We start from the raw sequence: 24,643 nt of genomic DNA on the forward strand, positions 1-24,643 counted from the left end.
GCATACCCGACTCATAGACGAAAAAAAGCGCATGGGCCCGAAGGCGCATGCGCTTTTCTCTTACGCCGGCATGACCCGTTCGATCATGCCGGCAGATTCTTCATCCGCTAGTGCGTCACTCGCGTCACGCCGCCGCTCGACAACAACCGAACGCGCTCGCCGGCCTGGAACACTTCGCCGGTTGCAGTTTGCGTAATGGCACGCATGTCGCCGTTATCCAGGCGCACGGTGATCTCCAGCCCGTTCTGCGTGGCGACGCCGTTCTCGACAGCATTGCCCGCCACCGCACCCGCGATCCCGCCGATGATCCCCGTCACAATCGAGCCACGCCCGCCGCCAAGCGCGCTGCCGGCCACCGCACCCAGTGCGCCACCGCCGATAGCGCCAAGCCCGCTAGGCTGGCCGTTGTTCGTGCTGATCTTGACGCCCCGCACGCTGTCGACGGTACCCATGCGGACCGTTTCTTCGCGCTGGGCTTGCGACGCGGTGTACACATCGGGCGAACTGCTGTTATAGGCGCATCCCGTCATGGCGACGGAACTAACAAGCGCTGCTGCCAGCGCCATACGACTTGTCATCTTCATTCTCACTCCACTAAATTACGGCAGGCTGCTGCTTGGAAAGCCAACAGCCTGCTGCTCCATGTCATTGCCGGAGCGTCGCCCAAAGCCGCTTCAATGACGCATTTCAACCTCTGCGCTTCAACCTCTGCCTTTCAACTTTCTTCACTGCACCGCTTAAAACCCTTAGAGCGCCGAACCAAACGCCTGCTCGAAGCGCTCGCCGATCTCGGCACGGGAGGGCGCATACGTCTGCGGACCCTGATGCTCGATTTTCAGCGCGCCCATCAGGCTGGCGAGACGGCCCGTTTTTGCCCAGCCCAGCTTGTTCTCGATCCCATATAGCAAGCCACCGCGGAATGCGTCGCCGCAACCGGTCGGATCGATAACCTTCTGAGCCTTCACAGCCGGAATTTCTTCGACGCCTTCAGCGTGCAAAATCTGCGCGCCGTGCTCGCCGCGCGTGATCACGAGTGCTTGCACGCGGCTCAGCATTTCGTCGATCGACCAGCCGGTCTTGTTGCTCAACAATTTCGCCTCGTAATCGTTGACTGCCACGTAAGTGGCAAGTTCAATCATGCGACGAAGTTCCACACCTTCGAGAATCGGCAGGCCCTGGCCCGGATCGAAGACGAAGGGCACGCCCGCTGCCGCCAGTTCCTCGACGTGCTGGCGCATGCCATCAGCGCCGTCTGGTGCAACGATGCCCAGCGTGATGCCGTTGGTTTCGCCGGCGTGGTTCAAGTGCGAGTCCATCATCGCGCCCGGGTGGAATGCGGTGATCTGGTTGTTGCCGAGATCGGTGGTGATGAAGCATTGCGCCGAGTGCTGGTCGGGCAGCACGCGCACATATTCCCTCGACAGACCCAGTGCATCGAAACGATCGAGGTAAAGCTGGGCATCGGCTTCGCCGAGGGTCGCCATGATCTTCGCGTCGCCGCCGAGCAGGTTCAGCGCGTAGGCAATGTTGCCCGCACAGCCGCCGAAGTTGCGCCGCATCGTGGGGACGAGGAAGCTGATGTTCAGCTGATGCACCTGGTCTGGCAGGATGTGGTCGCCGAAGCGGCCCTGGAACGTCATGATGTTGTCGTAGGCGAGCGAGCCGCAGATGAGCGTAGACACTGGCGAATTCCCTGAAAGTAGATCGATGAAAGTGCGTCGATGAAAGTGCGCGCAGGCTTGAGTTCCTGTGCACAGTGCACGCTTGTATGAAACGCTGCGCATTCGTCACGCGGCGGGTGTTCCACCCCGTCACGGATGCGCATTGCTGCTTACTGCCGTTGCGAGTTGACCTCGCTACGGCTGACCGAATAACTGTCTTGCTTCGGGTGTTGAGCCGGCGCGGCGAGGGGCGAATCAAGATGCAGATCGAGATCGGCCTCGCCGCCGCTCGGAGAGAGCAAGCCGCAACCGGCCCGCGCTCTCCGATACTTACTTCAACGCGGCGAGCGCTGCGTCGTAGTTCGGCTCGTTCTTGATTTCCGGCACGAGTTCCGAGTACAGGACCTTGTCGTTTTCATCGATCACCACCACTGCGCGCGCCGTCAGGCCCGTCAGCGGTCCGCTCGTGACATCGACGCCGTAGGCCTTCGCGAAGTCATGACCGCGGAACGTCGATGCCGTCACCACGTTCTCGATGCCTTCCGTCGTGCAGAAGCGCGTTGCCGCGAACGGCAGGTCGCCCGATACGACTACGACGACGGTGTTGTCGAGACCGGCTGCGGCAACGTTGAACTTGCGCGTGGAGGTGGCGCACGTCGGCGTGTCGAGGCTCGGCACGATGTTCAGGACCTTACGTTTGCCGACGAAGCTCGCCAGCGTCAGGTTGCCCAGATCCTTGCCGATCAGGGTGAAATCCGCAGCTGTTGCACCGGCTGCCGGGAACGTGCCTGCCACGTCGATCGGGTTGCCGCCGAGGGTAACTTGGCTCATGTCTACTCCAGAAAGTGTCTGATGTTCAGGGAATGTGCGCGTCGCTTGGCCGGGGACGGACGAGCGACGCACGCGGAAAAAAACGACTGACGGATCACAGGGCACGCGCAGAAAACGCGTAGAAAACGGTTAAGCGTAAAACGTGAAAGCGGGCGCGCTAAAGCAGACTCGCGTAAGTGGACGCGCTAAAGCAGACGCGTGTCAGGGATAAAAAATCTGCACGCGATAATTCGCCGCGACCGCGTCGCCGGTATCGAGTCGCACGATCACGGGCTGCGTACTGCGCGCGGCAAGGCCCGCGCCGATCACCGTACCCGGACGCGCGTAGTCTTGCGGCCACAGGACACGCCGGATGGCGACGTTGTTCTTGTCGTCGAGGAGGGTAAGTTCCAGTGCCGGATACGCGATCGCCACGTCGAAGCGATTGCGCAGCGATAGTTTCAGTTCAAGCTTGTGCGATCCGTCCACCTGACGCAGACCGGAGTTCTCGATCTGCAAACCGTCGATATCCCGCGGCGGCGCGACCACGCAGCCAATCTGCTCGCACGCTTGCACGAAGAGCGGCTGCGAGGCGGGCCAATAGACCATGACGGTCTCCCGTTGCCACCACGCGATCTGCGCGATCAACACGACAAACAGCGCGAGCGCGATCAACGAGCCGACGATCTTCCACGCGACTCCCGAACGGGCCGGCGTGCGCGTTTCACGGATAACGGGGAACGGCTCAGAAGTGGGCTCAAAAGCAGGTTCAGGCGACACAGCCGCGCTGCCAAAGCTCGGTTCGACGGGGTCTGTTGCCCACGGAGCAGCGGCGGCGGTGCCAAGCGGGGCGGGTTCGGCGCGCGTGGGGGTATCGGCTGGGCGGCGGGGCGCGGGCGTTTCACTCTCCGCACGCGGCTCGCTCCAGCCAACGAACGGTTCTGTGCGTGATTCGGCACGTGGCCCGTCAGCACGTGACTCGTCCGCGCGTGACTCGTTAAGCGCTTCGTTTTCGGTGCGGCCAATGAACGGATCAGTGCGCGATTCCTTCAGTGAATCGCCTTCGCTTCGACCCACGAAAGAATCAGTGCGCAGTTCAGTGCGAGCCGGGGCATCGGCTGGCGCATCAGCGTGTACGTCCGTCTCAGCGCGATTAACCGCTTGCGATGGGAATTCAGTGCGTCCCTTTTCAGGAAAATCGCTGTCCGCACGCGTGTGCGACACCGCTTCACCCGCAGCGAGCCCCGCGAGCGGTTCAGCGCGCGCAACCGGAGTGCGTTCCGCTTCGGCCTGAGGCGCGAGAGCGGTAGCATTGGAGACGAATGGGTGCAGTGGAATGCCGAGCGCGTCACGTTTGTCGCCGGAAACCTCTGCACTCGATTTCTCTGCCCACGGGCTTGCCGGATCTACGCCGTAATTCGGCGCGGTTGCAGCCAGCGCGGCCATGACGGTTTCGTCGCGGTCGAACTGGTAATGCGCTGCATCGAAGATTTCCTGGCAATGGCCGCACCGCACGCGGCCGTCGTGCGGCGCGAGCAAATGCGGGTCAAGACGGAATACCGTTTCGCAGTGGGGACAGCGGGTTGCCAGCGCCATATGTAGCCGAAGGCCAGAGGCCGGTAGATGGACGATGGCGCTATTCTAAAGGCTTTCGCGGCGGGTACCGGCAAGACACACCCAGCCTTCGTGTTCGCGCCATACGCTGATGTCGATCCAGCGTGCGTAGACCGCGGCCACTTCGTCGGCCTGGCGCGCCAGAATGCCCGACAAAGCGATGCGTCCGCCCGGTTTCACACGCGTGGAAAGCATCGATGCCATCAGCTTCAGCGGGTTCGACAGAATGTTCGCGACCACGATATCGAATTGCCCTTCGGGGCAATCGTCGGGCAGGCCGTAGGTGACATCGGCGTGATTGCGCTCGCTATTTTGACGCGCGGATTCCACGGCTTGCGGATCAATATCGATACCAATCACCGGGTTCGCGCCGCATTTCTTCGCCAGGATCGCGAGGATGCCGGAACCACAGCCGTAATCGAGCACGGACTGGTTTTGTTCCACCGATTGCTCGAGCCACTCCATGCACAGCCGCGTGGTCGGATGGCTGCCGGTACCGAACGCGAGGCCCGGATCAAGTTCGAGCACGAGGGCGTCCGGATCGGGCGCGGCGTGCCAGGACGGCACGACCCAGATCCGTTTGCCGATAGGAATAGGATCGAACTGGGATTGCGTGAGGCGCACCCAGTCCTGATCTTCGACATCGCGCAGCGTGAACGCCAGCGCGTCTTTCAAGCCGATTTCATTCGCCGCCGCCGCAAGCAGCACGGCGGGATCGGCGGCGTCCGCCAAAAGCGCGACCACGCGTGAGCGGTTCCACGCCTTCTGGTCCGGCGTGAGGCCGGGCTCGCCGAACAGCGGCTGCTCATCGGGGGTATCGGCGTCGGCGTCTTCCACCGATACCGACAGCGCGCCCAACTCCAGCAGCGCATCCGACAACGCTTCCGCGTGTTCCCGGTCCAGCTCGGCGATCAATTCCCGGTAGCTCATCTTGAAGCCCTACTTGATACGTTATGGCGTTATTGCGCCGCGTCTTCCGCAGCGACGGCAGCTGCCGCCTTGCGTGCGGCGAGTTTGTTTTCGAGGTAATGAATGCTCGTGCCGCCTTCGACGAACTTCGCGTCGATCATCATCTCGCGATGCAGCGGGATGTTGGTCGAAATGCCTTCCACGACCATTTCCGACAACGCAATGCGCATGCGGTTGATCGCCTGCTCGCGGGTCGCGCCGTACGAGATCAGCTTGCCGATCATCGAGTCGTAGTTCGGCGGGACGAAATAGCCGTTGTACGCATGCGAATCGACACGAATTCCCGGACCGCCCGGCATATGCCACGACGTGAGACGTCCCGGCGACGGCGTGAACTTGAACGGATCTTCCGCGTTGATCCGGCACTCGATCGCGTGACCGCGAAAGACAATGTCCTTCTGGCGGAACGCGAGCTTTTCGCCGGCAGCAATACGGATCTGTTCCTGCACGATATCTACGCCGGTAATCAGCTCCGTTACCGGATGTTCGACCTGCACGCGCGTGTTCATTTCGATGAAATAGAACTCGTTGTTCTCGTACAGGAACTCGAACGTACCCGCGCCGAGATAACCCATCTTCTTGCAAGCGTCGGCGCAACGATCACCAATCCGCTCGATCAAGCGTCGCGCAATACCCGGCGCCGGCGCTTCTTCAATCACCTTCTGATGCCGGCGCTGCGTGGAGCAATCGCGTTCGCCCAGCCAGATTGCGTTACGGAATGAGTCGGCAAGAATCTGGATTTCGATGTGCCGCGGGTTCTCCAGGAATTTCTCCATGTAGACCTGCGGATTACCGAATGCCCGGCCGGCTTCTTCGCGGGTCATGTTCACCGCGTTCACCAGCGCCGCTTCGGTGTGCACCACGCGCATGCCGCGACCACCGCCGCCGCCTGCCGCCTTGATGATCACCGGATAACCGACCGCGCGGGCAATCTTCACGATTTCCTTCGGATCGTCGGGCAACGCGCCCTCCGAACCCGGGACGCACGGCACGCCCGTCTTGATCATCGTTTGCTTGGCGGACACTTTGTCGCCCATCAAGCGGATGGTTTCCGGACGCGGTCCGATGAACGTGAAGCCGGATTGCTCAACGCGCTCTGCAAAATCCGCGTTCTCTGACAAGAAACCGTAGCCGGGGTGGATCGCTTCGGCGTCGGTGACTTCGGCTGCGCTGATCAGCGCCGGCATGTTGAGGTAGCTGAGGTTGGACGGAGCCGGTCCGATACACACGGCTTCATCGGCCAACTTCACGTACTTGGCTTCTTTATCGGCTTCCGAATAGACGATGACCGTCTTGACGCCTAGTTCGCGGCACGCGCGCTGGATTCGAAGCGCAATTTCACCACGGTTCGCAATGAGGATTTTTTCAAACATAGCAAGGTTTCGACTCATCGATGGAACGCCGGGACGGATGTCCGTGGCGGTCCTGGGAGATCGGCGGCGCGTCTCGCCGGTTAGTCAGGCGAGTGCCCGGGTACTGCGGCCACCGGCTGGGCGCATGACAACTGCATACGCTTGGGTCCGGCAGCATCGCGGGAAATCAATCGCCGATCAAGAACAGCGGCTGACCGTACTCGACGGCCTGGCCGTTCTCGACGAGGATTTCCTTCACGACGCCCGACTTGTCCGACTCGATTTCATTGAGCAGCTTCATGGCTTCGATGATGCAAAGCGTCTGGCCTTCCTTGACGGTGTCTCCGACCTGCACGAAAGCGTCGGCGCCCGGCGACGGCGCGCGGTAGAACGAGCCGACCATCGGCGAGGTCACCACGTGACCTTGCGGCACGACGGCTGCCGGCGTAGCCGGCGCGCCGGCGGCGGCACCTGCATTGCCTGCGTCGCCCGGCTGGCCGTATTGCGGCGCTTGCTGCATCGGTTGCTGCATGTATTGCGGGGCCTGCATGTAGACCGGCGCGGCATTCTTGACGATGCGAACCTTGCCTTCGCCTTCGGTGACTTCCAGCTCCGAGATGCCGGATTCCGAGACGAGGTCGATTAGCGTTTTCAGTTTACGAAGGTCCATCGAAAATTCCCCTTTCAATGCTTGGTGACCGGAAGCTTTTTCCGGTGCTTGACTTGGTAGTTGGGTGCCGCCGACGGGAGCGTTGTCCGATACCGCGGACGCGCGCTCCGCATCACGTTGTGCGAGCAGTTCAATTGCTTTGTGCGGATCGCGACTCAAGCGCGTGGCTTCTCAGTCGATTTCTCAGCCGATTTTTCAGCCAGCTTCACAGCGAGCTTTACAGCAGCATTCATAGCAAGACGCTCGAGAGCGAAATCGAGCGCGTACACATAGCCTTTCCAGCCCAGGCCGCAAATCACGGCTTCGGCCAGATCGGAGAAATAGGAGTGATGCCGGAAAGCTTCCCGCTTGTGCACGTTCGACAAATGAATCTCGACGAACGGCAGCGCCACGCCCGCGAGGGCATCGCGGATCGCGACGCTCGTGTGCGTGTAGGCAGCGGGATTGATCAGCACGAAGTCCACCTGTTCGGTCCGCGCCTGCTGAATGCGGTCCACGATCGCGCCTTCATGATTGCTTTGAAACGAAGACAATTCCGCGCCCGCAGCCTGTGCCTGCTCTGCCAGCGCCTTATCGATTTCTGCAAGGGTTACGCGACCGTAGACATCCGGTTCGCGGGTGCCGAGCAGATTAAGATTTGGGCCGTGCAGGACCAACAGTCGTGACATAGTGGCTTTGGTTTGTGCGGAGTTGGGCGCACTTTAGCGCCCTTTAGAGAATTTTGTCTAGTTTCACGGGCGGCCCGAGGCCCGAATCATGGGTGCGGAAGGGCCGTATACGCGCATTTTGCGCGTATTTTCGCGCAAAGTTTCTGGAAATGACTGCATCTCCCCGCGATCGATATCGATTTGCGGAGGGTCAACGGGCCGTCTTATAAGGCGTCGAGCGTCGCTTTCAGCTCTTTTGGATCGACTTCGCCGAGTTTTGTCGAACGAATCACCCCTTTCGCGTCTATTACGACGGTGAAAGGCAGTGCGCCCGCGTTATTGCCGAAGCTGCGGGCAAGATCGGCGCCGCCGAAGCCCGCAATGTAGATCGGGTAATCGACGGGCACCTTCTGAAGAAACGCGTTCACATTTTTCTCGGAATCGACGCCGAGGCCAATAAACGTGATGCCTTTCTTCTCATATTCTCGATGCAGCGCCGCGAGCGTCGGCATTTCTTTCACGCAGGGGCCGCACCACGACGCCCAGAAGTTCACCACCACGGGTTTGCCTTTGAACGAGGCAAGCGCTTGTTGCGTGCCTGCAGCGTTTTGCAACTGCGCTTTCCAGAGATCATCGACGGCGTTGCCGCTTGCTTTCGACGTGGTTTCTGCTGCCTGGGTCGTTTCACCGCCCATCATCACGTGGCTGGCGTAGAAACCGCCGCCAGTTGCCGCAATGGCGATAACGAGGGCGGCAACAATGCGCATTGAATTCATAGAGAGGGGGCCGGGGTGGAGGCGGGGGGCTCGTCGAGCAGTGCGCGCACGGCGGCGGCGCTTGCACGTGCAAGCTTGCCCCGGCCGTCCGCGCGAACGGCGCCGCGCAGATCGTTGGTGTCGTAGAGCGCGACGTGAATGCCCATGGGTTCCTCGTCGCGCGAGGGGCGCATCAGGAAGCTCAGGGTTTCAACGTAACCGCGGCCGGCAAAGTGCCGGGTTTCCGATACGTCGTATTGAACGTTCGCGTTCAGCAGGTAAATAGCGACTTCCTTGGGGTTATCGCAGAAGCATTGCAGATGGATGTCCGAGTGTTCGCCTGCCGTGCCGTTCAGCACCGCGCCGGTGAGGTACGGGTTGAATGGCTGGAGTCGCTGCATCCATTCGAATGCGACTTCGCGCATGCGTCGCAGGACGGCTGGCTGGCTTTCGCTTTGGAAGATTGCTTGGTACTCGCGGATTTCCTCTTCGATCTGACCGTTATCCGGTAGCCATTCGCCGCCAATGCGCGTTTCTCCGACGACTTGCCGGGCGGCTTTGCGCTTCGCGGTGGAATAGTCTAGGCCGTCTTCGGCGATCAGCCGCGCCGCCGCAATGGCGATTTCTTCGCGCACGCGCAGCGGATCGAAATGTGATTTGCGAATCATGGCGGAATGATACCGGAGATAGGTTTTTGTTCGCGGTCGGGGGCGAGGCCGGGCTTGCCGTCAGCAAAAATCCCCGCCCATCCGTCGGTTACAATGTACCGCTCCGGGCGCCGGAATCCTTCACTATTCCTTCCCGTGCTAACGGCTCTTCCGCCACGAACACACGCTTTATGCACATTCACATCCTCGGTATCTGCGGCACATTCATGGGTGGCCTTGCGGTCCTCGCCCGGGAAGCGGGTCATCGCGTCACGGGTTGCGACGCCGGCGTTTATCCGCCGATGAGCACCCAGCTCGAGGCGCAGGGCATCGAGTTGATCGAGGGGTATGGCGTAGAGCAAATTGCGCTCGAACCCGATCTCTTCGTCATTGGTAATGTCGTGACGCGCGGCAATCCGCTAATGGAAGCTATCCTCGATCGCGGCTTGCCTTATACGTCCGGCCCGCAATGGCTTGGTGAGCACGTGCTCAACGGCAAATGGGTGATCGCGGTCGCCGGCACGCACGGCAAGACCACTACCAGTTCCATGGTGACGTGGCTGCTCGAAGATGCCGGCATGAATCCGGGCTTCCTGATCGGCGGCGTGCCCCTGAATTTCGGCATCTCGGCGCGGCTGACGGATTCAAGCTTCTTCGTCATCGAAGCCGACGAATACGACACCGCTTTCTTCGATAAACGCTCCAAGTTCGTTCATTATCGGCCGCGCACGGCGGTGCTGAACAATCTCGAATTCGACCACGCCGATATCTTTCCGGATCTTGCTGCTATCGAGACGCAATTTCATCATCTGGTGCGCACCGTGCCCGGCGTCGGACGAATCGTCACGAACGGCCGCGAAGCCGCGCTTGAACGCGTGCTGACACGTGGTTGCTGGTCGGGCGTCGAACGCTTCGGTGTGCAAGGCGGCTGGGAAGCGCTGCCCGCGATCGACGGTGTGGCCGTCGACGCGCAGTTCGCCGTGTTCTGGGAAGGCGAGCGCCTGGGCGTGGTCGACTGGCAAGTGCAAGGCGAGCACAATCGAATGAATGCGCTTGCAGCAATCGCGGCGGCGCGTTCCGTAGGCGTTCCGCCGGCGCAGGCGACGCAATCGCTGAGCACGTTCCGGAACGTGAAACGCCGGATGGAAGTGAAGGGCAGCGTGGACGGCGTGACCGTCTACGACGACTTCGCGCATCATCCCACTGCGATTGAAACGACGGTAGCGGGATTGCGGACGCGCATCGGTGCAAATAGCCGCATCATTGCCGTCCTCGAACCACGTTCGAACACGATGAAACTCGGCACCATGAAAGCGCAATTGCCGGCCAGTCTCGCCGACGCCGACCTGGTTTTCGGCTATGGCGCGCACGAAGGCCGCGACAAGCTCGGCTGGGATCTGCAAGCGACACTGGCGCCGCTCGGCGATAAAGCCCAGGCGTTCAGCGACCTTGCCGCGCTCGTCAAGGCAATCGCCGCCGCGGCGCGTCCTGGCGATCACGTGCTTGTCATGAGCAACGGCGGCTTCGGCGGCGTGCATCAGAAGCTGCTCGACGCACTGTCCACGCGGCCGGCCACCAAGGAGCGGGTGTGATTCTTTATCTGCACGGCTTTCGGTCATCGCCACAATCTTTCAAAGCCCGCGTGATGCGCGCGCGGCTGGAAGAGCTCGGATTGATCGACCAATGGCAGTGCCCGACGTTGCCGGTCTCGCCCCGCGAAGCCATAGCGCTGGCCGAATCTCTCGCAGCGCTTGCCGATGACGACCAGATCACGGTGATCGGCAGCTCGCTCGGCGGGTTCTACGCAACGTGGCTCGCCGAAAAACACGGCTGGCGCGCGGTCCTGCTGAATCCGGCGGTCGTGCCGCAAGAGGACCTGAGCGCTTATCTCGGCGAGCAGCCGTTGTGGCATGGCGGCGGCAGTATTGTGGTCGAGCCGCGTCATATCGATGAATTGCGTGCGCTTTCCGTCTCGTCGATCACCCGCCCGGACCGCTACTATCTGATCGCGGCCACCGGCGACGAAGTGCTCGACTATCGCACCATGCTCGCGCATTACCCGGATGTGCGGACTACGCTAATCCAGGGCAGCGATCACGCGATCAGCGACTTTCCCAGTTACCTGGACCAGGTGCTCGCGTTCTGCGAGGCTCGGCCGCCCGCTGTCGCGGCCTGAAGACCCTGAGCGTTTCCTTTTATGTGGGCTTGGCGCTTTGTACGGGATGCGAACCCGACTGAACGCCACGTCGACCAACAGTCTTTCGAGAGTATTGAGTGAACGTTTTTTTTGAGGAATCAGGTAGTTTCAAGGCCGGCGCCGTTCTGTCCAAGCAGAACGATGCGTTTCAGGTCGAGTTGCCGGGCGGGCGACGCGCGAAAGTGCGTGCCAAAGACGTATTGATCGAATTCGAGAAACCGAACGCCGCCGATCTGATGCAGCAGGCCGATGCCATCGCACAGGACATCGATCTCGACTTCCTATGGGAGTGCGCACCGGAAGAAGAATTTCCGTTCGCGGAACTGGGCGCGGATTATTTCGGCGATAAATTCGGCGCTACCGAGCGTGCCGCGCTTGTGCTGCGCATGCACGGTTCGCCGGTGTATTTTCGCCGCAAGGGGCGCGGGCAGTATCAGCGCGCGCCGCAGGAACAGTTGCAGATGGCGCTGGCCGGTCTGGAAAAGAAACGGCAACTTGCCTTGGTGCAAGCGGGTTACGAAGCCGAACTGGTCGCTGGAAAACTGCCCGATGCGCTCGCCGGCAAGGCAATCGGCTTGCTGACGAAGCCGGACAAGAACGCTATCGAATATAAGGCGCTTGAAGCGGCCGCTGCCGCTCGCGGGATTTCGCAAGCGCGGCTGATGCTGGAAGTGGGTGGCATTCCCTCGGCGCGTGCGCTGCACGAAGCGCGTTTCCTGTCGGAGTTTTTCCCGCACGGGACGGGCTTCGCGCCGGTCACGGTGCCACCATTGCCCGACGATCTGCCGGAAGCGAACGTGCAGGCGTTTTCTATCGATGACGTCACCACCACCGAAATTGACGACGCATTCTCCGTCGAGCATCTCGCCGATGGCCGCGTGCGCGTGGGTATTCACATCGCGGCGCCGGCGTTGGGGATCTCGCGCGGCGACATGATCGATGCAATCGCGCGTACCCGCCTGTCCACCGTCTACATGCCCGGCGACAAGATCACGATGCTGCCGGACAGCGTCGTGGAAGCGTTCACGCTGGCGGAAGGCGGATTGCGGCCGGCGTTGTCGCTGTACATCATCGTGAATCGGGAAACGCAGGAAATTGTCGCGACCGAAACGCGCGCCGAGCGTGTGTTCGTGAAGAGCAATCTTCGACACAATCATCTGGACGAACACGTCACCGAGGAATCGCTCGCGGCGGGTAGCGGCGAGTATGCGCACAAGGATGACATCGCGGTGCTGTGGCCGCTCGCGCAGGCGCTGTTCGAAAAGCGTCAGGAAGCGCGCGCCGGGTACGGTCTGCGGCGTGAGGTGCAGCGGAACAACGACTTCAATTTCTATGTGGAAGGCGAGCACATCACGATCACGCCGCGTCGACGCGGATCGCCGCTTGATTTGATCGTCGCTGAGCTGGCGATTTTGGCGAATTCATCGTGGGGCGCGTTTCTTAACGATCACAGCGTGCCGGGGATCTACCGGTCGCAGCGCGGATTCGGCGCGCCGGGTCCGAAGCGCACGCGCATGCAAACCACGCCCGCGCCGCACGAAGGGCTGGGGGTTGCGCAATATGCGTGGAGCACGTCGCCGTTGCGTCGATACGTCGACTTGGTCAATCAATGGCAGTTGCTCGCGTGTGTGCGGCATGGCGTGACGGCTGCGCTGGTCGCACCGTTCAAGCCGAAAGACGCTGATTTGTTCGCTGTTGTTCAGGGCTTCGATGATCAGTATTCCGCGTACGCCGATTATCAACGGCGCATGGAGTACTTCTGGTGTCTGCGATGGTTGAAGCAGGAGAACAAGAAGCACGTGGCGGCGTCGGTGGTGAAGGACGATCTCGTGCGCCTCGATGAAATCCCGCTGATGCTGCACGTGCCTGGCCTTGGCGTGCACGCGCGCGGGACGAAGGTGATGCTGGACGTCATGAGTCTCGATGAACTCACGGTCGAGGCGTCGTGCCGCTTGCTGCATGTGATCGATGCGCCCGCTCCGGTGTCGGCGCAAGAGGCTGAGGCGCAGCAGGAAGAAGCGGAAGAAGAGTCGATCGAAGCGGAAGATTTGAGCGCAGAGAGCGAAGCTGAGGCGCAGGCGGAAGCGGTGCCGGAAGGCGAAGCTGCCACGAACGCAGAACCAGCAACCGACGAACCGGCCGGCGAAAGCACGCCCGACACGACGGAGCCGACGCGATGACATCGGGCTTGGCGTCTCGGGACCACTATGCCGTGATCGGCAATCCGGTCGCGCACAGCAAATCACCGTGGATTCATGCGCGTTTTGCCGAGCAGACGGGCGAGGCGATCGAATATGGGCGCGTGCTTGGGACAATCGGTGCGTTCGCCGACGATGTCCGCGCGTTCGTCGAATCCGGTGGTCGCGGCATGAACGTGACCGTGCCGTTCAAGCTCGACGCGCACGCTTTCGCCAATACCCTCACGCCGCGCGCCGCCGCTGCGGGCGCGGTGAACACGCTGGCGTTCAACGCCGACGGCGTGCTCGGCGACAACACCGACGGGGTGGGCCTTGTGCGTGATATCGAAGGGAATCTGGGCGTTGGTTTGAAAGGCGCGCGCGTGCTGTTGCTCGGCGCGGGCGGCGCGGCGCGCGGTGTCGTGCTGCCCATGCTGGATGGCGGCGTGGCGGCGTTGACTATCGTGAACAGGACGGCATCGAAGGCGCGGCAACTCGTCGATCATTTCTCCGATGCCGCGCACGCCGTGCATGTGCGTTTCTCCGGCGGCGCTGCGGATAGCGTGGAAGCGGGCCCGTACGATGTGATCGTCAACGCGACGGCCGGCAGTCTCGACGACTCGCTGCCCGATTGCGACGACGGTTCGTTCGGCCCCGGCACGCTCGCCTACGACATGATGTACAGCGCCCAGCCGACCGTATTCATGCGTCATGCCGACAGCCTCGGCGCACGTTCGGCCGACGGCCTTGGGATGCTCGTCGAGCAAGCGGCGGAATCGTTTTTCCTGTGGCGCGGGGTGCGTCCGGACAGCGGCGCGGTGCTGCGTGCGTTGCGGCTGGAGTTATCGACGAAGGTTTAATTGAGCGCGTGGATCAGCGCGCCGTTATGTTCCGATTCGTTCCAACCAGAAGAAGCACGATGACAAGAACAAAATCGCCCGTTCGTCTCGGGCCGGCTCGGTGGATCGTCTACGGCATCTCGGTCATGGCGATTGCCGTCATCGCCACGCAGGTCTACTTCTTCGCGATGGTCGGGATTTATACGTTCGTCAATCCCTCATCGACGGCGTTCATGCGCTCGGACGCGTGGCGCCTTGCGCAAGATCGTCCCGATCTCGCCATTCAGCGCACCTGGATTCCGTACGACCAGATTTCGCGCAATTTGAAGCGCGCGATCATTGCGTCCGAGGACGCGAACTTTGTCACCAACAACGGTTACGAAACCGACGCCATCCTGAAAGCCTGGGAGAAGAACAAGGCGCGCGGCAAAATTGTCGCGGGCGGGTCAACCATCTCCCAGCAACTGGCGCGCAACCTGTTTTTATCGCGGGAAAAGAGTTACGTGAGGAAGGCGGAGGAACTGGTCATCACGTCGATGCTCGAGCTCTGGATGGACAAGGAACGCATTTTCGAGATCTACCTGAATTCGGTGGAGTGGGGCAATGGCGTGTATGGCGCTGAAGCGGCGGCGAATTACTACTACAAGACGTCGGCGTCGAAGCTGAGCGCGTGGCAATCGGCGCGGCTCGCGGTGATGTTGCCGAGGCCGAAATACTTCGATGAACACAGAGGATCGGCGTATTTGTCGCAGCGGGCGGGAGTGATTACGCGGCGGATGGGGGCGGCGGAACTGCCGCATTGAAGAAAAAACTCCTGCATAAGCCGACGCAGCCTGGGTTTGCGAACCCTCGTTTCCCCCCCAAAACCCCGCTTCGTCGGGGTTTTTTGTTTTCCGAACGTTCACTAAAAACCCGATTAACCTCCCAATATGTGAACACATCAATCACATATTGAATAATCGAGACGCCCGGCTCTAAAATCCGATCACAGCCAAAACGGCAGTTACACCCGGCTCGGGGTTTTCCCGTAGACCGCGTGAAACGAAAAAAGCACTCGGAGACAAGTCATGCCCACGTCAGCGACATCAGCGCACTCAGCGCGCTCGCATCTGCACTCGCCTCCGTGCGTCTCGCACTCCTTATCGATGATTCCCCGCGCCGCATCCTGCGTGACGCTTCGCCGCGTTCCATCGGCCCGGTAACTCGCGTCGTGAACGAACGCGTAATCATTCTCAAGCCGCGAACATCGAGTGCCATGACTAAGACCCTGAATCCCACCGTCGAGCATGAATTGTCGATGGACCGCACGGCCGGTAATTCGGCAGCGCCCGAGGTAAATGCAGCAGACGCAGCCAACGAAGCGAACAAGCCGAGCGAAGCGCAGGCATCGGCGGCCGCATTGCTCGACCTCACGCCGCAGCAAGCTGGCACGCAAACCCTGCTGCGCGGCCTCGCGATTCTCGAAGCCGCAGCCGGCGGCGCGCGTGATCTGCGCAGCATCGGCGCGGCGCTCGGCACGACTCGCAGCACGACGCATCGCCTGGTGAGCTCGCTGGTGCAGGCGCGCTATCTGCGCCAGGTCGGCGGTGGTTATCTGCTCGGCCCGAAGCTGATCGAACTCGGCACGATCGCTCTTGAGCAAATGCCGCTCACCGCGGTAGCGCGCCCACATTTGCAAGTGCTTGCCGAGCATACACACGACACCATCCACCTAGGCGTGCGTGACGGCGACGACGTGCTCTACATCGACAAGATTCCCGGCACGCGCGGCCTCGAAATGCGCTCACGCGTAGGTCACCGGATGCCGCTGGCATCGACGGGAATTGGCAAAGCGATGATGCTCGACCTGCCGCCCGAAACGTGGTCGAAGCTGCTGGAAGCGTCGCATCGCGTGTTGGCAAAGGTGAGTTTCAAGCCCGATCACCAGCCTGATATCGATACCTTCGTGCAGCGCATGACACGTTATTCGCAAGGCGGTTTCACCTTCGATCTCGAGGAAAACGAAGCGTCGATCCGCTGCGTCGCGGCGCCGGTGCGTGACGCGTCGGGCGCGATTGTCGCGGCGCTGTCGGTGGCGAGCACGATTCCGTACATGCCGTCGGAGCGCATGGAAGAACTGATTCCGGTCGTGCAGCGCGAAGCGCGCGCGATCTCGCAAGAACTCGGCTGGCGCGTTCCGCAGCCCGCAACACGCAGGATCAAACGATGACGCGGATCGACACATCGGCCGAGACGCAATCAACGCGCGCGAACGAAGCGCCGGCGCTCATCGCGCTGGACTGGGGCACGACTTCGCTAAGAGCCTATCTGCTCGGCGCAAGCGGCGCGGTGCTGGATACGCGGGCATCGTCGGCGGGCATCATGAATTTGCCGAAGCCCGCAGCGGAAGGCGGTTTCGACGAAGTATTCGATGCAACCTGCGGCGCCTGGCTCGCGAACGATGCGTCGCTTCCGGTGATTGCGGCGGGCATGGTCGGCAGCGCGCAGGGCTGGGTGGAGGCGCCGTGCGTGTCCACCCCCGCCGATCCGGCTGCGCTGGTCGCGGGCATCGTGCGCGTGACAACGCTCAAGGGCATTGCGGTTCATATCGTCCCGGGCGTGCTTGAAGACGGCGCGTTGCCGAACGTGATGCGCGGTGAAGAAACTCAGATCTTCGGTGCGCTCGCCAGCGATCCCACGCTGGACCAAGAACCGCACGGCGGCCTGATCGGCTTGCCCGGAACGCATGCGAAGTGGGCGGTGGTATCGAAGGCACGGATCGAACGGTTCTACACCTTCATGACCGGCGAGACCTTCGGCGCGCTGCGCGATCACACCATTCTCGGCCGCACGATGCGCGTGACCGATCAGCAAGACCTGGGCGCATTCATTCGCGGTGTCGATACCGCCAAAGACGCGGGCCACGCCGGGTTGCTCGCGACGATTTTCAGCACCCGCACGCTGGGACTGACCGGGCAATTGCAGCCCGAGCAACAAGCGGATTACCTGTCGGGCCTGTTGATCGGCCACGAATTACGCGGCCTCAACGAAGTGCTGGCGCGTGAGGAATCGGATCTCGCGGGCAAAGCGTTAAGGCTGATCGGTAACGACGCGCTGTGCGAACGTTATCGCCACGCGCTCGCACGTTTCGGTTGCCACGATGCGCGGACCGTCGCGCACGCGACCGAGCGCGGGTTGCATCGGATCGCGCTGCAGGCCGGCCTGATCCAGTCGACGGCGAGCGCATCTAATTAGGAGCAGCACCATGCAAATCGATATCAACCTCCCCGCGCCGTACGCGCCACACGCTGGTCTAGCGGCTGCGTTCGGCCTGTGTCCGCTCATCGCGATTCTGCGCGGCGTGACGCCGGCGGACGCCGCCGATCACGGCCTCGCGTTGTACGAAGCAGGCTTCCGGATCATGGAAGTGCCGTTGAATTCGCCGCAACCCTTCGACAGCATCGCGGCGATTCGCAAAGCGTTGCCTGCCGATGCCATCGTCGGAGCGGGCACGGTCCTGCATCCGGATTACGTCGCGCAAGTGAAAAATGCGGGCGGCGAGTTGATCGTGATGCCGCACAGCGACGGCGATGTCGTGCGCGCCGCGAAAGCGCAAGGGCTTGCGTGTTCGCCGGGCGTCGCGACGCCGAACGAAGCCTTTCTCGCGCTGAAGAACGGCGCCGATGTGCTGAAGATGTTCCCCGCCGAGCAGCTTGGCGCGCATGTGGTGAAGGCCTGGCGCGCGGTGATCGCGGCGCAAGTGCCGCTCGTGCCGGTGGGTGGAATCTCGCCGGACAACATGGGACCGTTCCTGACCGCGGGCGCAAATGGTTTTGGTCTCGGTTCAGCGCTGTACAAGCCGGGTCAGAGCGCAGCGACCACGGCGTCGCATGCGAAGGCGTTCATCAATGGATTGGCTGTGGCACGAGGCCAGAAGAAATGAACCGGCTCGCAGGCAAGGTCGCGGTCATCACCGGCGCCGGGCGTGGCATCGGCGCGGCGATTGCCAGCGCGTTCGTGCGCGAAGGCGCGGCGGTGGTGCTGGCGGAACTGGATATTGCGTTAGCGCGTGAAACGGCGGCGCGGATCGGATCGACGGACAACGTGCTCGCGGTGCAAACGGACGTGACGCAAAGCGCGTCGGTGCAACACGCAGTGAGCGAAGCCGAAGCGAAGTTCGGCCCCGTCGACGTGTTGATAAACAACGCGGGCATCAATGTGTTCTGCGATCCGCTGACCATGACCGACGATGACTGGCGCCGCTGTTTTGCCGTCGATCTCGACGGCGTCTGGAACGGCTGTCGCGCCGTGTTGCCGGGCATGGTTGAACGCGGGCGCGGCAGCATCGTGAATATTGCTTCTACGCACGCGTTCAAGATCATCCCGGGGTGTTTTCCGTATCCGGTGGCGAAGCACGGGGTGATCGGATTGACGCGGGCGTTGGGTATCGAATATGCGGGGCGGCAGGTGCGGGTGAACGCGATTGCGCCGGGTTACATCGAGACGCAACTCACGCACGACTGGTGGAACGAACAGGCTGATCCGGCGAAGGCCAAACAGGCAACGCTCGATCTGCAGCCGATGAAGCGCATCGGCCAGCCGGAGGAAGTGGCGATGACCGCCGTGTTCCTCGCGTCCGACGAGGCGCCGTTTATCAACGCAAGTTGCATTACGGTCGATGGCGGGCGCTCGGCGCTGTACCACGACTGAACGAGACGTAAACGATTCAGTAGTAAAGGATGACGCACTGGCCGTGGTGCGACGTCATGACAACAAGACGCGGCCAACACCTTCGTACCAACTAGACAGCTCAAGTCAGGAGACAGACCATGAAACGCAGAATGTTCCTCACACTGGTTGCCACGGCCACCGCAGCCAGCGCGACCATGTTCGCGGCGCCGGTGGCGCAAGCCGCCGACGACGTCAAGATCGGCTTCCTGGTGAAGCAACCCGAAGAACCCTGGTTCCAGGACGAATGGAAATTCGCCGAAATGGCGGCCAAGGCGAAGGGCTTCACGCTGGTGAAGATCGGCGCGCCGTCGGGTGAAAAGGTGATGAGCGCGATCGATAACCTCGCCGCGCAAAAGGCACAGGGTTTCGTGATCTGCACGCCTGACGTCAAGCTCGGACCGGGCATCGTTGCGAAGGCTAAGGCTGCCGGACTGAAGATGATGACGGTGGATGACCGTCTGGTCGACGGCTCGGGCAAGCCGATTGAATCGGTGCCTTACATGGGTATTTCGGCATTCAATATCGGCAAGCAAGTGGGCGATGGCATTGCGGCCGAGATCAAGAAGCGCGGCTGGAACATGGCCGAAGTCGGCGCTATCGACGTGACGTACGAACAGCTTCCGACCGCACATGACCGCACCGCTGGCGCAGTCGAAGCGCTGGTCGCAGCGGGCTTTCCGAAGGCCAATATCGTAATGGCGCCGCAAGCCAAGACCGATACTGAAAACGCCTTCAACGCAGCCAACATCGCGTTGACGAAAAACACCCAGTTCAAGCATTGGGTGGCGTTCGGCCTGAACGACGAAGCCGTGCTCGGCGCAGTGCGTGCTGCAGAAGGCCGTGGCTTCAAGGCGGACAACATGATTGGCGTGGGTATCGGCGGTTCGGATTCGGCGTTGAACGAGTTCAAGAAACCGAACCCGACCGGCTTCTACGGCACGGTGATCATCAGCCCGAAGCGTCATGGCGAAGAAACATCGGAACTCATGTACACATGGATCAAGGACGGCAAGGAACCGCCGCTCGTGACGCTGACGACCGGCATGCTGGCAACGCGTGACAACGTGGGTGAAGTGCGCGAAAAGATGGGCCTGGCATCGGCTAAGTAAGGTCTTTTCGTATCAGGTATTGGTAGAGCAACACGGATCGCAGCGTCTCTTAAGGCGTTGCGGTCCGCACGAATTCCAAGGAGGCGATGTGTCAGCGACGCTGCGTTTTGACAATATCGGTAAGGTTTTTCCAGGCGTGCGCGCGCTCGACGGCGTGTCGTTCGACGTCAACGCCGGCGAAGTGCACGGCCTGATGGGCGAGAACGGCGCGGGCAAATCGACTTTGCTGAAAGTGCTGGGCGGTGAATATCAGCCGGATTCCGGGCGTGTCCTGATCGATGGCAACGAGGTGAAATTCGGCAGCGCGGCTGCATCGATTGCGGCGGGTATCGCGGTGATTCACCAGGAATTGCAATACGTGCCCGATCTCACGGTCGCAGAAAACCTGCTGCTCGGTTCTTTGCCGAACACGTTCGGCTGGGTGCACAAGCGCGAAGGGAAAAAGCACGTGCGCGAGCGGCTTTTGCAAATGGGTGTGGATCTCGACCCGAACGCAAAGCTCAAGAAGCTTTCCATTGCGCAACGGCAGATGGTGGAGATCTGCAAGGCGCTGCTGCGCAATGCACGCGTGATTGCGCTCGATGAACCCACGTCGTCGCTGTCGCATCGCGAGACGGAAGTGCTGTTCAAGCTCGTGCGCGAGCTGAAAGCGGACAACCGCGCGCTGATCTACATCTCGCACCGCATGGACGAGATTTACGAGCTGTGCAATACATGCACGATTTTCCGCGATGGCCGCAAGATCGCGTCGCACGCGAATCTGGCCGAGGTTCCGCGCGATACGATGGTGCAGGAAATGGTCGGGCGTGAAATTGCGGATATCTACGATTACAAGCCACGCGAGCTCGGCGATGTGCGCTTCTCCGTGAAGAATGTGGAAGGTCATGCGCTGCGTGAACCGACGAGTTTTGAAGTGCGCCGCGGCGAGATTGTCGGCTTCTTCGGGCTGGTGGGCGCGGGACGCAGCGAACTGATGCACCTCGTCTACGGCGCGGACCATAAGAAGGCCGGCACGATCGAGCTGGATGGCAAGCCGATCAAAGTCCGCAGCGCGGGTGAAGCGATCAGGCATGGCATCGTGATGTGTCCAGAGGACCGGAAAGAAGAGGGCATCGTGGCCATGGCTTCGGTGTCGGAGAACATCAATATCTCGTGCCGCCGGCATTACTTGCGCGCCGGTCTGTTCCTGGATCGTAAGAAAGAAGCCGAAACCGCCGACCGTTTCATCCAGTTGTTGAAGATCAAGACGCCGAGCCGCAGGCAGAAGATTCGCTTCCTCTCGGGTGGCAATCAGCAGAAAACCATTCTGTCGCGCTGGCTCGCTGAGCCGGAACTAAAGGTTGTGATCCTCGATGAACCCACGCGCGGTATTGACGTGGGCGCGAAGCACGAGATCTACAACGTGATTTATCAACTGGCCGAACGCGGCTGCGCGATCGTGATGATTTCGTCTGAACTCCCGGAAGTGCTGGGGGTATCGGACAGGATCCTGGTCATGCGGCAAGGGCGGATCGCGGGCGAATTGCTGCGCGGGAAGGCGACCGAAAAATCAGTGCTGAATCTTGCGCTGCCTGTGCAATCCGAACCGACTGCGCAGGCAGCCTGAAGTAATAAAGTGGAGATGGAGGACATCATGGAAGTCAGGGAAAATATTACCAACACGCTGGTGCCAGCGAAAAACGACAAGCAGCGGTGGTGGCAGCAGATCACCGAATACAGCCTCGTCGTGATCTTCGTCTTGATGTTCATCACGATGTCGCTCACGGTCGATCACTTCTTCTCGATCGAGAACATGCTCGGCCTGGCGCTGTCGATTTCGCAGATCGGCATGGTCGCTTGCACGATGATGTTCTGCCTCGCATCGCGGGATTTCGACTTGTCGGTGGGATCTACGGTCGCGTTCGCCGGCGTGCTCTGCGCGATGGTGCTGAACGCCACGGGCAACACCTTTATCGCGATTATTGCGGCGGTGGCGGCGGGGTCGGCTATCGGCTTCGTGAACGGCGCGGTGATTGCGTACTTGCGGATCAACGCGCTGATTACTACGCTGGCTACGATGGAAGTGGTGCGCGGGCTTGGGTTTATCGTGTCGCATGGACAGGCGGTGGGCGTGTCGTCGGATACGTTTATCGCGCTCGGCGGCTTGACCATGTTCGGCGTATCGCTGCCGATCTGGGTCACGCTGGCGTGTTTCATCGTTTTCGGCGTGCTGCTGAATCAAACCGTGTACGGACGTAATACGCTTGCGATCGGCGGTAACCCGGAAGCGTCACGGTTGGCGGGTATTAATGTGGAACGCACGCGCATCTGGATCTTCCTGATCCAGGGCGCAGTGGCAGCGCTCGCCGGGGTGATTCTGGCGTCGCGGATTACGTCGGGACAACCGAACGCCGCAGACGGCTTCGAGCTCAACGTGATTTCTGCGTGCGTGCTCGGCGGCGTGTCGCTGCTCGGCGGCCGCGCGACCATCTCGGGCGTGGTGATCGGCGTGCTGATCATGGGTACGGTCGAGAACGTGATGAACCTGATGAACATCGACGCGTTCTATCAGTACCTCGTGCGCGGCGCGATCCTGCTTGCCGCTGTGCTGCTCGACCAGTTGAAGAATCGCGGCTCGCGCGACTAAATTCGGCGATTCAATGTGGGGTTGAAACAGATGTCCAGTTCAGTCGATAAAAACCTCGCGCGCTATCCGAGCCTCGCCGGCAAAGTGGTGCTGATCACCGGCGGCGCGACGGGCATTGGCGCGGCGTTCGTCGAGCATTTCTTCGATCAGGGCGCGAAGGTCGCGTTCTTCGATATCGATACCAATGCCGGCGAAGCGCTCGCGGATCAACTCGGCGCGGATCCGGCCGACGGGCAATTCCGGCCGATGTTCCTGCGCGTGGACCTGACGAATATCGACGCGTTGCGCAAAGGTATCGCCGATGTGCGCAGCACGCTTGGCCTCATCAGCGTGCTGGTGAACAACGCGGCAAACGACAAGCGTCATAAGATTGAAGACGTGACGCCGGAGTTCTACGACGCCGGTATCGCGGTGAATCTGCGCCATCAGTTTTTCGCGGCGCAGGCGGTGATCGACGATATGAAGCAGCTCGGCGGTGGCTCGATCGTGAACCTCGGCTCGATTAGCTGGATGCTTAAACAAGGCGGTTTTCCGGTGTATGTCACGGCGAAAGCGGCGGTGCAAGGCATGACGAATGGCCTCGCTCGCGATCTCGGCCCGTTCAATATCCGGGTGAATTCGTTGGTGCCGGGATGGGTGATGACAGACAAACAGCGTCGCTTGTGGCTCGACGAAGCGGGCAAGCGCGCGATCAAAGAAGGCCAGTGCATTGATGCGGAATTGCTGCCCGTGCATCTTGCGCGCGCCGCATTGTTCCTGGCATCGGACGACAGCAGCATGATGACCGCGCAGGAAGTGGTCATTGACGGAGGCTGGGCATGAAAGCGCAACTGCTGATCGACAGCCAATCCGCGCTGGGTGAAGGCGCGACATGGTGCGCCGCGACCGGGCGTTTTTACTGGACGGACATTGAAGGCGAGCGTTTGTGGCGCTACGATCCCCGCGATGCCAGCCGCGTTTCGTTCGACATGCCGGAACGGCTTGCATGCTTCGCGTTATGCGCCGATGCTGACGTGCTGCTGCTCGGCTTGGCTTCACGGCTCGCGTTCTTTAGTTTGAAGACTGGCGCTATTGAAACGATCATGCCGGTGGAAGCCGATCTGCCGACTCGCATCAACGACGGCAAATGCGATCGACAAGGCCGCTTCGTGTTCGGGACGAAACACGACGTGGCGAAGGCGGAGAAGATCGGCGGGTTTTATCGATTGAACCCTGATTTATCGCTTGAGCGTTTGCCGCTCGGCGAGTGCGCGATTTCGAATAGCATCGCGTTCAGTCCGGACGGCTCGCGCATGTACTACTGCGACTCGCCGGAACGTGTGATTCGTGTTTGTGACTACGATTCGTTTGCCAATCAGCGCGTGTTTGTCGAACTGACGGATGCGAGCGGCGAGCCGGATGGTTCTGCAGTCGATAGCGATGGCGGCTTGTGGAACGCGCAGTGGGGCGGCAGCCGCGTGGTGCGTTATGACGCCGATGGCGGCGAAACAGCGCGTATCGAGGTTCCAACGGCGCAGCCAAGCTGCGTCGCGTTCGGCGGAGCGCAACTCGACACGGTGTACATCACGAGCGCGCGGGTCGGATTGGATGCGGCCGCGTTGCAGGACGATCCGCACGCGGGTGCGGTTTTTATTGCGACGCCGTCGGCGAAGGGTATCGCCGAGCCGGTGTTTCGCGGGCATAGCCACACGCATTGAGCGGGTTGGCTCGGCGGGGCGCTACATGCCGCGCCGCAGACCCGCGGTATCACCTTGCACGCACAATACGAGGCGGCGCGCACGACGCGCTGCCCGCAGCTTCCCGGGCACGCTGGAGCCTCAGGCCAGAACCACGGGATCGATCGCCTCTCGTTCGGAGTCA

Annotated in this window: 24 protein-coding genes; 14 read left to right on the top strand and 10 right to left on the bottom strand. The window is 61.4% G+C overall.

Features of this window, described 5'->3' with window-relative positions; genetic code table 11:
* Positions 1-107 precede the first annotated feature (107 nt).
* The 10 genes from GSQ93_RS12535 to GSQ93_RS12580 form a co-directional block, all read right to left on the bottom strand.
* Positions 108-584: a glycine zipper 2TM domain-containing protein gene (locus GSQ93_RS12535; protein WP_158935985.1), complete on the bottom strand. Its 477-nt coding sequence runs from the start codon at positions 582-584 to the stop codon at positions 108-110.
* Between the two features lie 162 nt (positions 585-746).
* A complete protein-coding gene (locus GSQ93_RS12540) occupies positions 747-1,682 on the bottom strand; it encodes a carbohydrate kinase family protein (protein WP_158935986.1) in 936 nt (311 codons plus the stop codon).
* Positions 1,683-1,991: 309 nt separating this feature from the next.
* Positions 1,992-2,492 (bottom strand): thiol peroxidase, encoded by a 501-nt coding sequence (gene tpx, locus GSQ93_RS12545; protein ID WP_158935988.1) that lies wholly within the window; start codon positions 2,490-2,492, stop codon positions 1,992-1,994.
* Positions 2,493-2,693: 201 nt separating this feature from the next.
* Positions 2,694-4,067, bottom strand: a complete 1,374-nt coding sequence (locus GSQ93_RS12550) for a zinc-ribbon and DUF3426 domain-containing protein (RefSeq protein ID WP_158935989.1) — start codon at positions 4,065-4,067, stop codon at positions 2,694-2,696.
* Between the two features lie 45 nt (positions 4,068-4,112).
* Entirely contained in the window at positions 4,113-5,015 is a 903-nt protein-coding gene (gene prmA, locus GSQ93_RS12555; RefSeq protein WP_158935991.1) for a 50S ribosomal protein L11 methyltransferase, read from the bottom strand.
* A 29-nt stretch (positions 5,016-5,044) separates the two neighbouring features.
* Positions 5,045-6,427, bottom strand: a complete 1,383-nt coding sequence (gene accC, locus GSQ93_RS12560) for an acetyl-CoA carboxylase biotin carboxylase subunit (RefSeq protein ID WP_031360758.1) — start codon at positions 6,425-6,427, stop codon at positions 5,045-5,047.
* Between the two features lie 166 nt (positions 6,428-6,593).
* A complete protein-coding gene (gene accB, locus GSQ93_RS12565) occupies positions 6,594-7,076 on the bottom strand; it encodes an acetyl-CoA carboxylase biotin carboxyl carrier protein (RefSeq protein ID WP_158935993.1) in 483 nt (160 codons plus the stop codon).
* Positions 7,077-7,231: 155 nt separating this feature from the next.
* Positions 7,232-7,744, bottom strand: coding sequence for a type II 3-dehydroquinate dehydratase (gene aroQ, locus GSQ93_RS12570; RefSeq protein ID WP_158935995.1), 513 nt, complete (start codon positions 7,742-7,744; stop codon positions 7,232-7,234).
* A 203-nt stretch (positions 7,745-7,947) separates the two neighbouring features.
* A complete protein-coding gene (locus GSQ93_RS12575) occupies positions 7,948-8,499 on the bottom strand; it encodes a TlpA disulfide reductase family protein (RefSeq protein WP_158935997.1) in 552 nt (183 codons plus the stop codon).
* Positions 8,496-9,146 carry a UDP-N-acetylmuramate--alanine ligase gene (locus GSQ93_RS12580; protein ID WP_158935998.1) on the bottom strand — a complete coding sequence of 217 codons (651 nt, stop codon included), beginning with the start codon at positions 9,144-9,146 and terminating at the stop codon, positions 8,496-8,498. Before GSQ93_RS12580 ends, GSQ93_RS12575 begins: the two co-directional genes overlap by 4 nt.
* 170 nt (positions 9,147-9,316) lie before the next feature.
* Here GSQ93_RS12580 and mpl point away from each other — a divergent pair, with 170 nt between their 5' ends.
* The 14 genes from mpl to GSQ93_RS12650 all read left to right on the top strand — a co-directional run bounded on the left by mpl (position 9,317) and on the right by GSQ93_RS12650 (position 24,480).
* Positions 9,317-10,717 carry a UDP-N-acetylmuramate:L-alanyl-gamma-D-glutamyl-meso-diaminopimelate ligase gene (mpl, locus tag GSQ93_RS12585; protein ID WP_158936000.1) on the top strand — a complete coding sequence of 467 codons (1,401 nt, stop codon included), beginning with the start codon at positions 9,317-9,319 and terminating at the stop codon, positions 10,715-10,717.
* A complete protein-coding gene (locus GSQ93_RS12590) occupies positions 10,714-11,301 on the top strand; it encodes a YqiA/YcfP family alpha/beta fold hydrolase (RefSeq protein WP_158936002.1) in 588 nt (195 codons plus the stop codon). Before mpl ends, GSQ93_RS12590 begins: the two co-directional genes overlap by 4 nt.
* Positions 11,302-11,399: 98 nt before the next feature.
* Positions 11,400-13,502 carry a ribonuclease catalytic domain-containing protein gene (locus tag GSQ93_RS12595; protein WP_158936004.1) on the top strand — a complete coding sequence of 701 codons (2,103 nt, stop codon included), beginning with the start codon at positions 11,400-11,402 and terminating at the stop codon, positions 13,500-13,502.
* Entirely contained in the window at positions 13,499-14,359 is an 861-nt protein-coding gene (gene aroE / locus GSQ93_RS12600) for a shikimate dehydrogenase (protein WP_158936005.1), read from the top strand. Before GSQ93_RS12595 ends, aroE begins: the two co-directional genes overlap by 4 nt.
* Before the next feature lie 59 nt (positions 14,360-14,418).
* Positions 14,419-15,141: a monofunctional biosynthetic peptidoglycan transglycosylase gene (gene mtgA / locus GSQ93_RS12605; RefSeq protein WP_158936007.1), complete on the top strand. Its 723-nt coding sequence runs from the start codon at positions 14,419-14,421 to the stop codon at positions 15,139-15,141.
* Positions 15,142-15,593: 452 nt separating this feature from the next.
* The gene (locus tag GSQ93_RS12610) at positions 15,594-16,547 is read left to right on the top strand and encodes an IclR family transcriptional regulator (RefSeq protein ID WP_254073858.1); all 954 of its coding nucleotides are present in this window, start codon (positions 15,594-15,596) and stop codon (positions 16,545-16,547) included.
* The gene (locus tag GSQ93_RS12615; RefSeq protein ID WP_158936009.1) at positions 16,544-17,572 is read left to right on the top strand and encodes a 2-dehydro-3-deoxygalactonokinase; all 1,029 of its coding nucleotides are present in this window, start codon (positions 16,544-16,546) and stop codon (positions 17,570-17,572) included. Before GSQ93_RS12610 ends, GSQ93_RS12615 begins: the two co-directional genes overlap by 4 nt.
* Positions 17,573-17,582: 10 nt before the next feature.
* On the top strand, positions 17,583-18,260 hold the full coding sequence (locus GSQ93_RS12620; protein WP_158936011.1) for a 2-dehydro-3-deoxy-6-phosphogalactonate aldolase: 678 nt from the start codon (positions 17,583-17,585) through the stop codon (positions 18,258-18,260).
* Positions 18,257-19,027 carry an SDR family oxidoreductase gene (locus GSQ93_RS12625; RefSeq protein WP_158936013.1) on the top strand — a complete coding sequence of 257 codons (771 nt, stop codon included), beginning with the start codon at positions 18,257-18,259 and terminating at the stop codon, positions 19,025-19,027. Before GSQ93_RS12620 ends, GSQ93_RS12625 begins: the two co-directional genes overlap by 4 nt.
* 119 nt (positions 19,028-19,146) lie before the next feature.
* Complete coding sequence (locus GSQ93_RS12630) at positions 19,147-20,157, top strand: arabinose ABC transporter substrate-binding protein (RefSeq protein WP_158936015.1); 1,011 nt, start codon at positions 19,147-19,149, stop codon at positions 20,155-20,157.
* An 88-nt stretch (positions 20,158-20,245) separates the two neighbouring features.
* A complete protein-coding gene (gene araG, locus GSQ93_RS12635) occupies positions 20,246-21,763 on the top strand; it encodes an L-arabinose ABC transporter ATP-binding protein AraG (RefSeq protein WP_158936017.1) in 1,518 nt (505 codons plus the stop codon).
* A gap of 27 nt (positions 21,764-21,790) precedes the next feature.
* Positions 21,791-22,783, top strand: a complete 993-nt coding sequence (araH, locus tag GSQ93_RS12640) for an L-arabinose ABC transporter permease AraH (RefSeq protein WP_031361326.1) — start codon at positions 21,791-21,793, stop codon at positions 22,781-22,783.
* 30 nt (positions 22,784-22,813) lie between these two features.
* The gene (locus tag GSQ93_RS12645; protein ID WP_158936018.1) at positions 22,814-23,605 is read left to right on the top strand and encodes an SDR family NAD(P)-dependent oxidoreductase; all 792 of its coding nucleotides are present in this window, start codon (positions 22,814-22,816) and stop codon (positions 23,603-23,605) included.
* Positions 23,602-24,480 (top strand): SMP-30/gluconolactonase/LRE family protein, encoded by an 879-nt coding sequence (locus GSQ93_RS12650; RefSeq protein ID WP_158936020.1) that lies wholly within the window; start codon positions 23,602-23,604, stop codon positions 24,478-24,480. Before GSQ93_RS12645 ends, GSQ93_RS12650 begins: the two co-directional genes overlap by 4 nt.
* The last annotated feature ends 163 nt before the right edge of the window (positions 24,481-24,643 follow it).

It is taken from the genome of Burkholderia sp. S171, from assembly GCF_009766085.1.
In the GTDB taxonomy this organism is placed as follows: domain Bacteria; phylum Pseudomonadota; class Gammaproteobacteria; order Burkholderiales; family Burkholderiaceae; genus Caballeronia.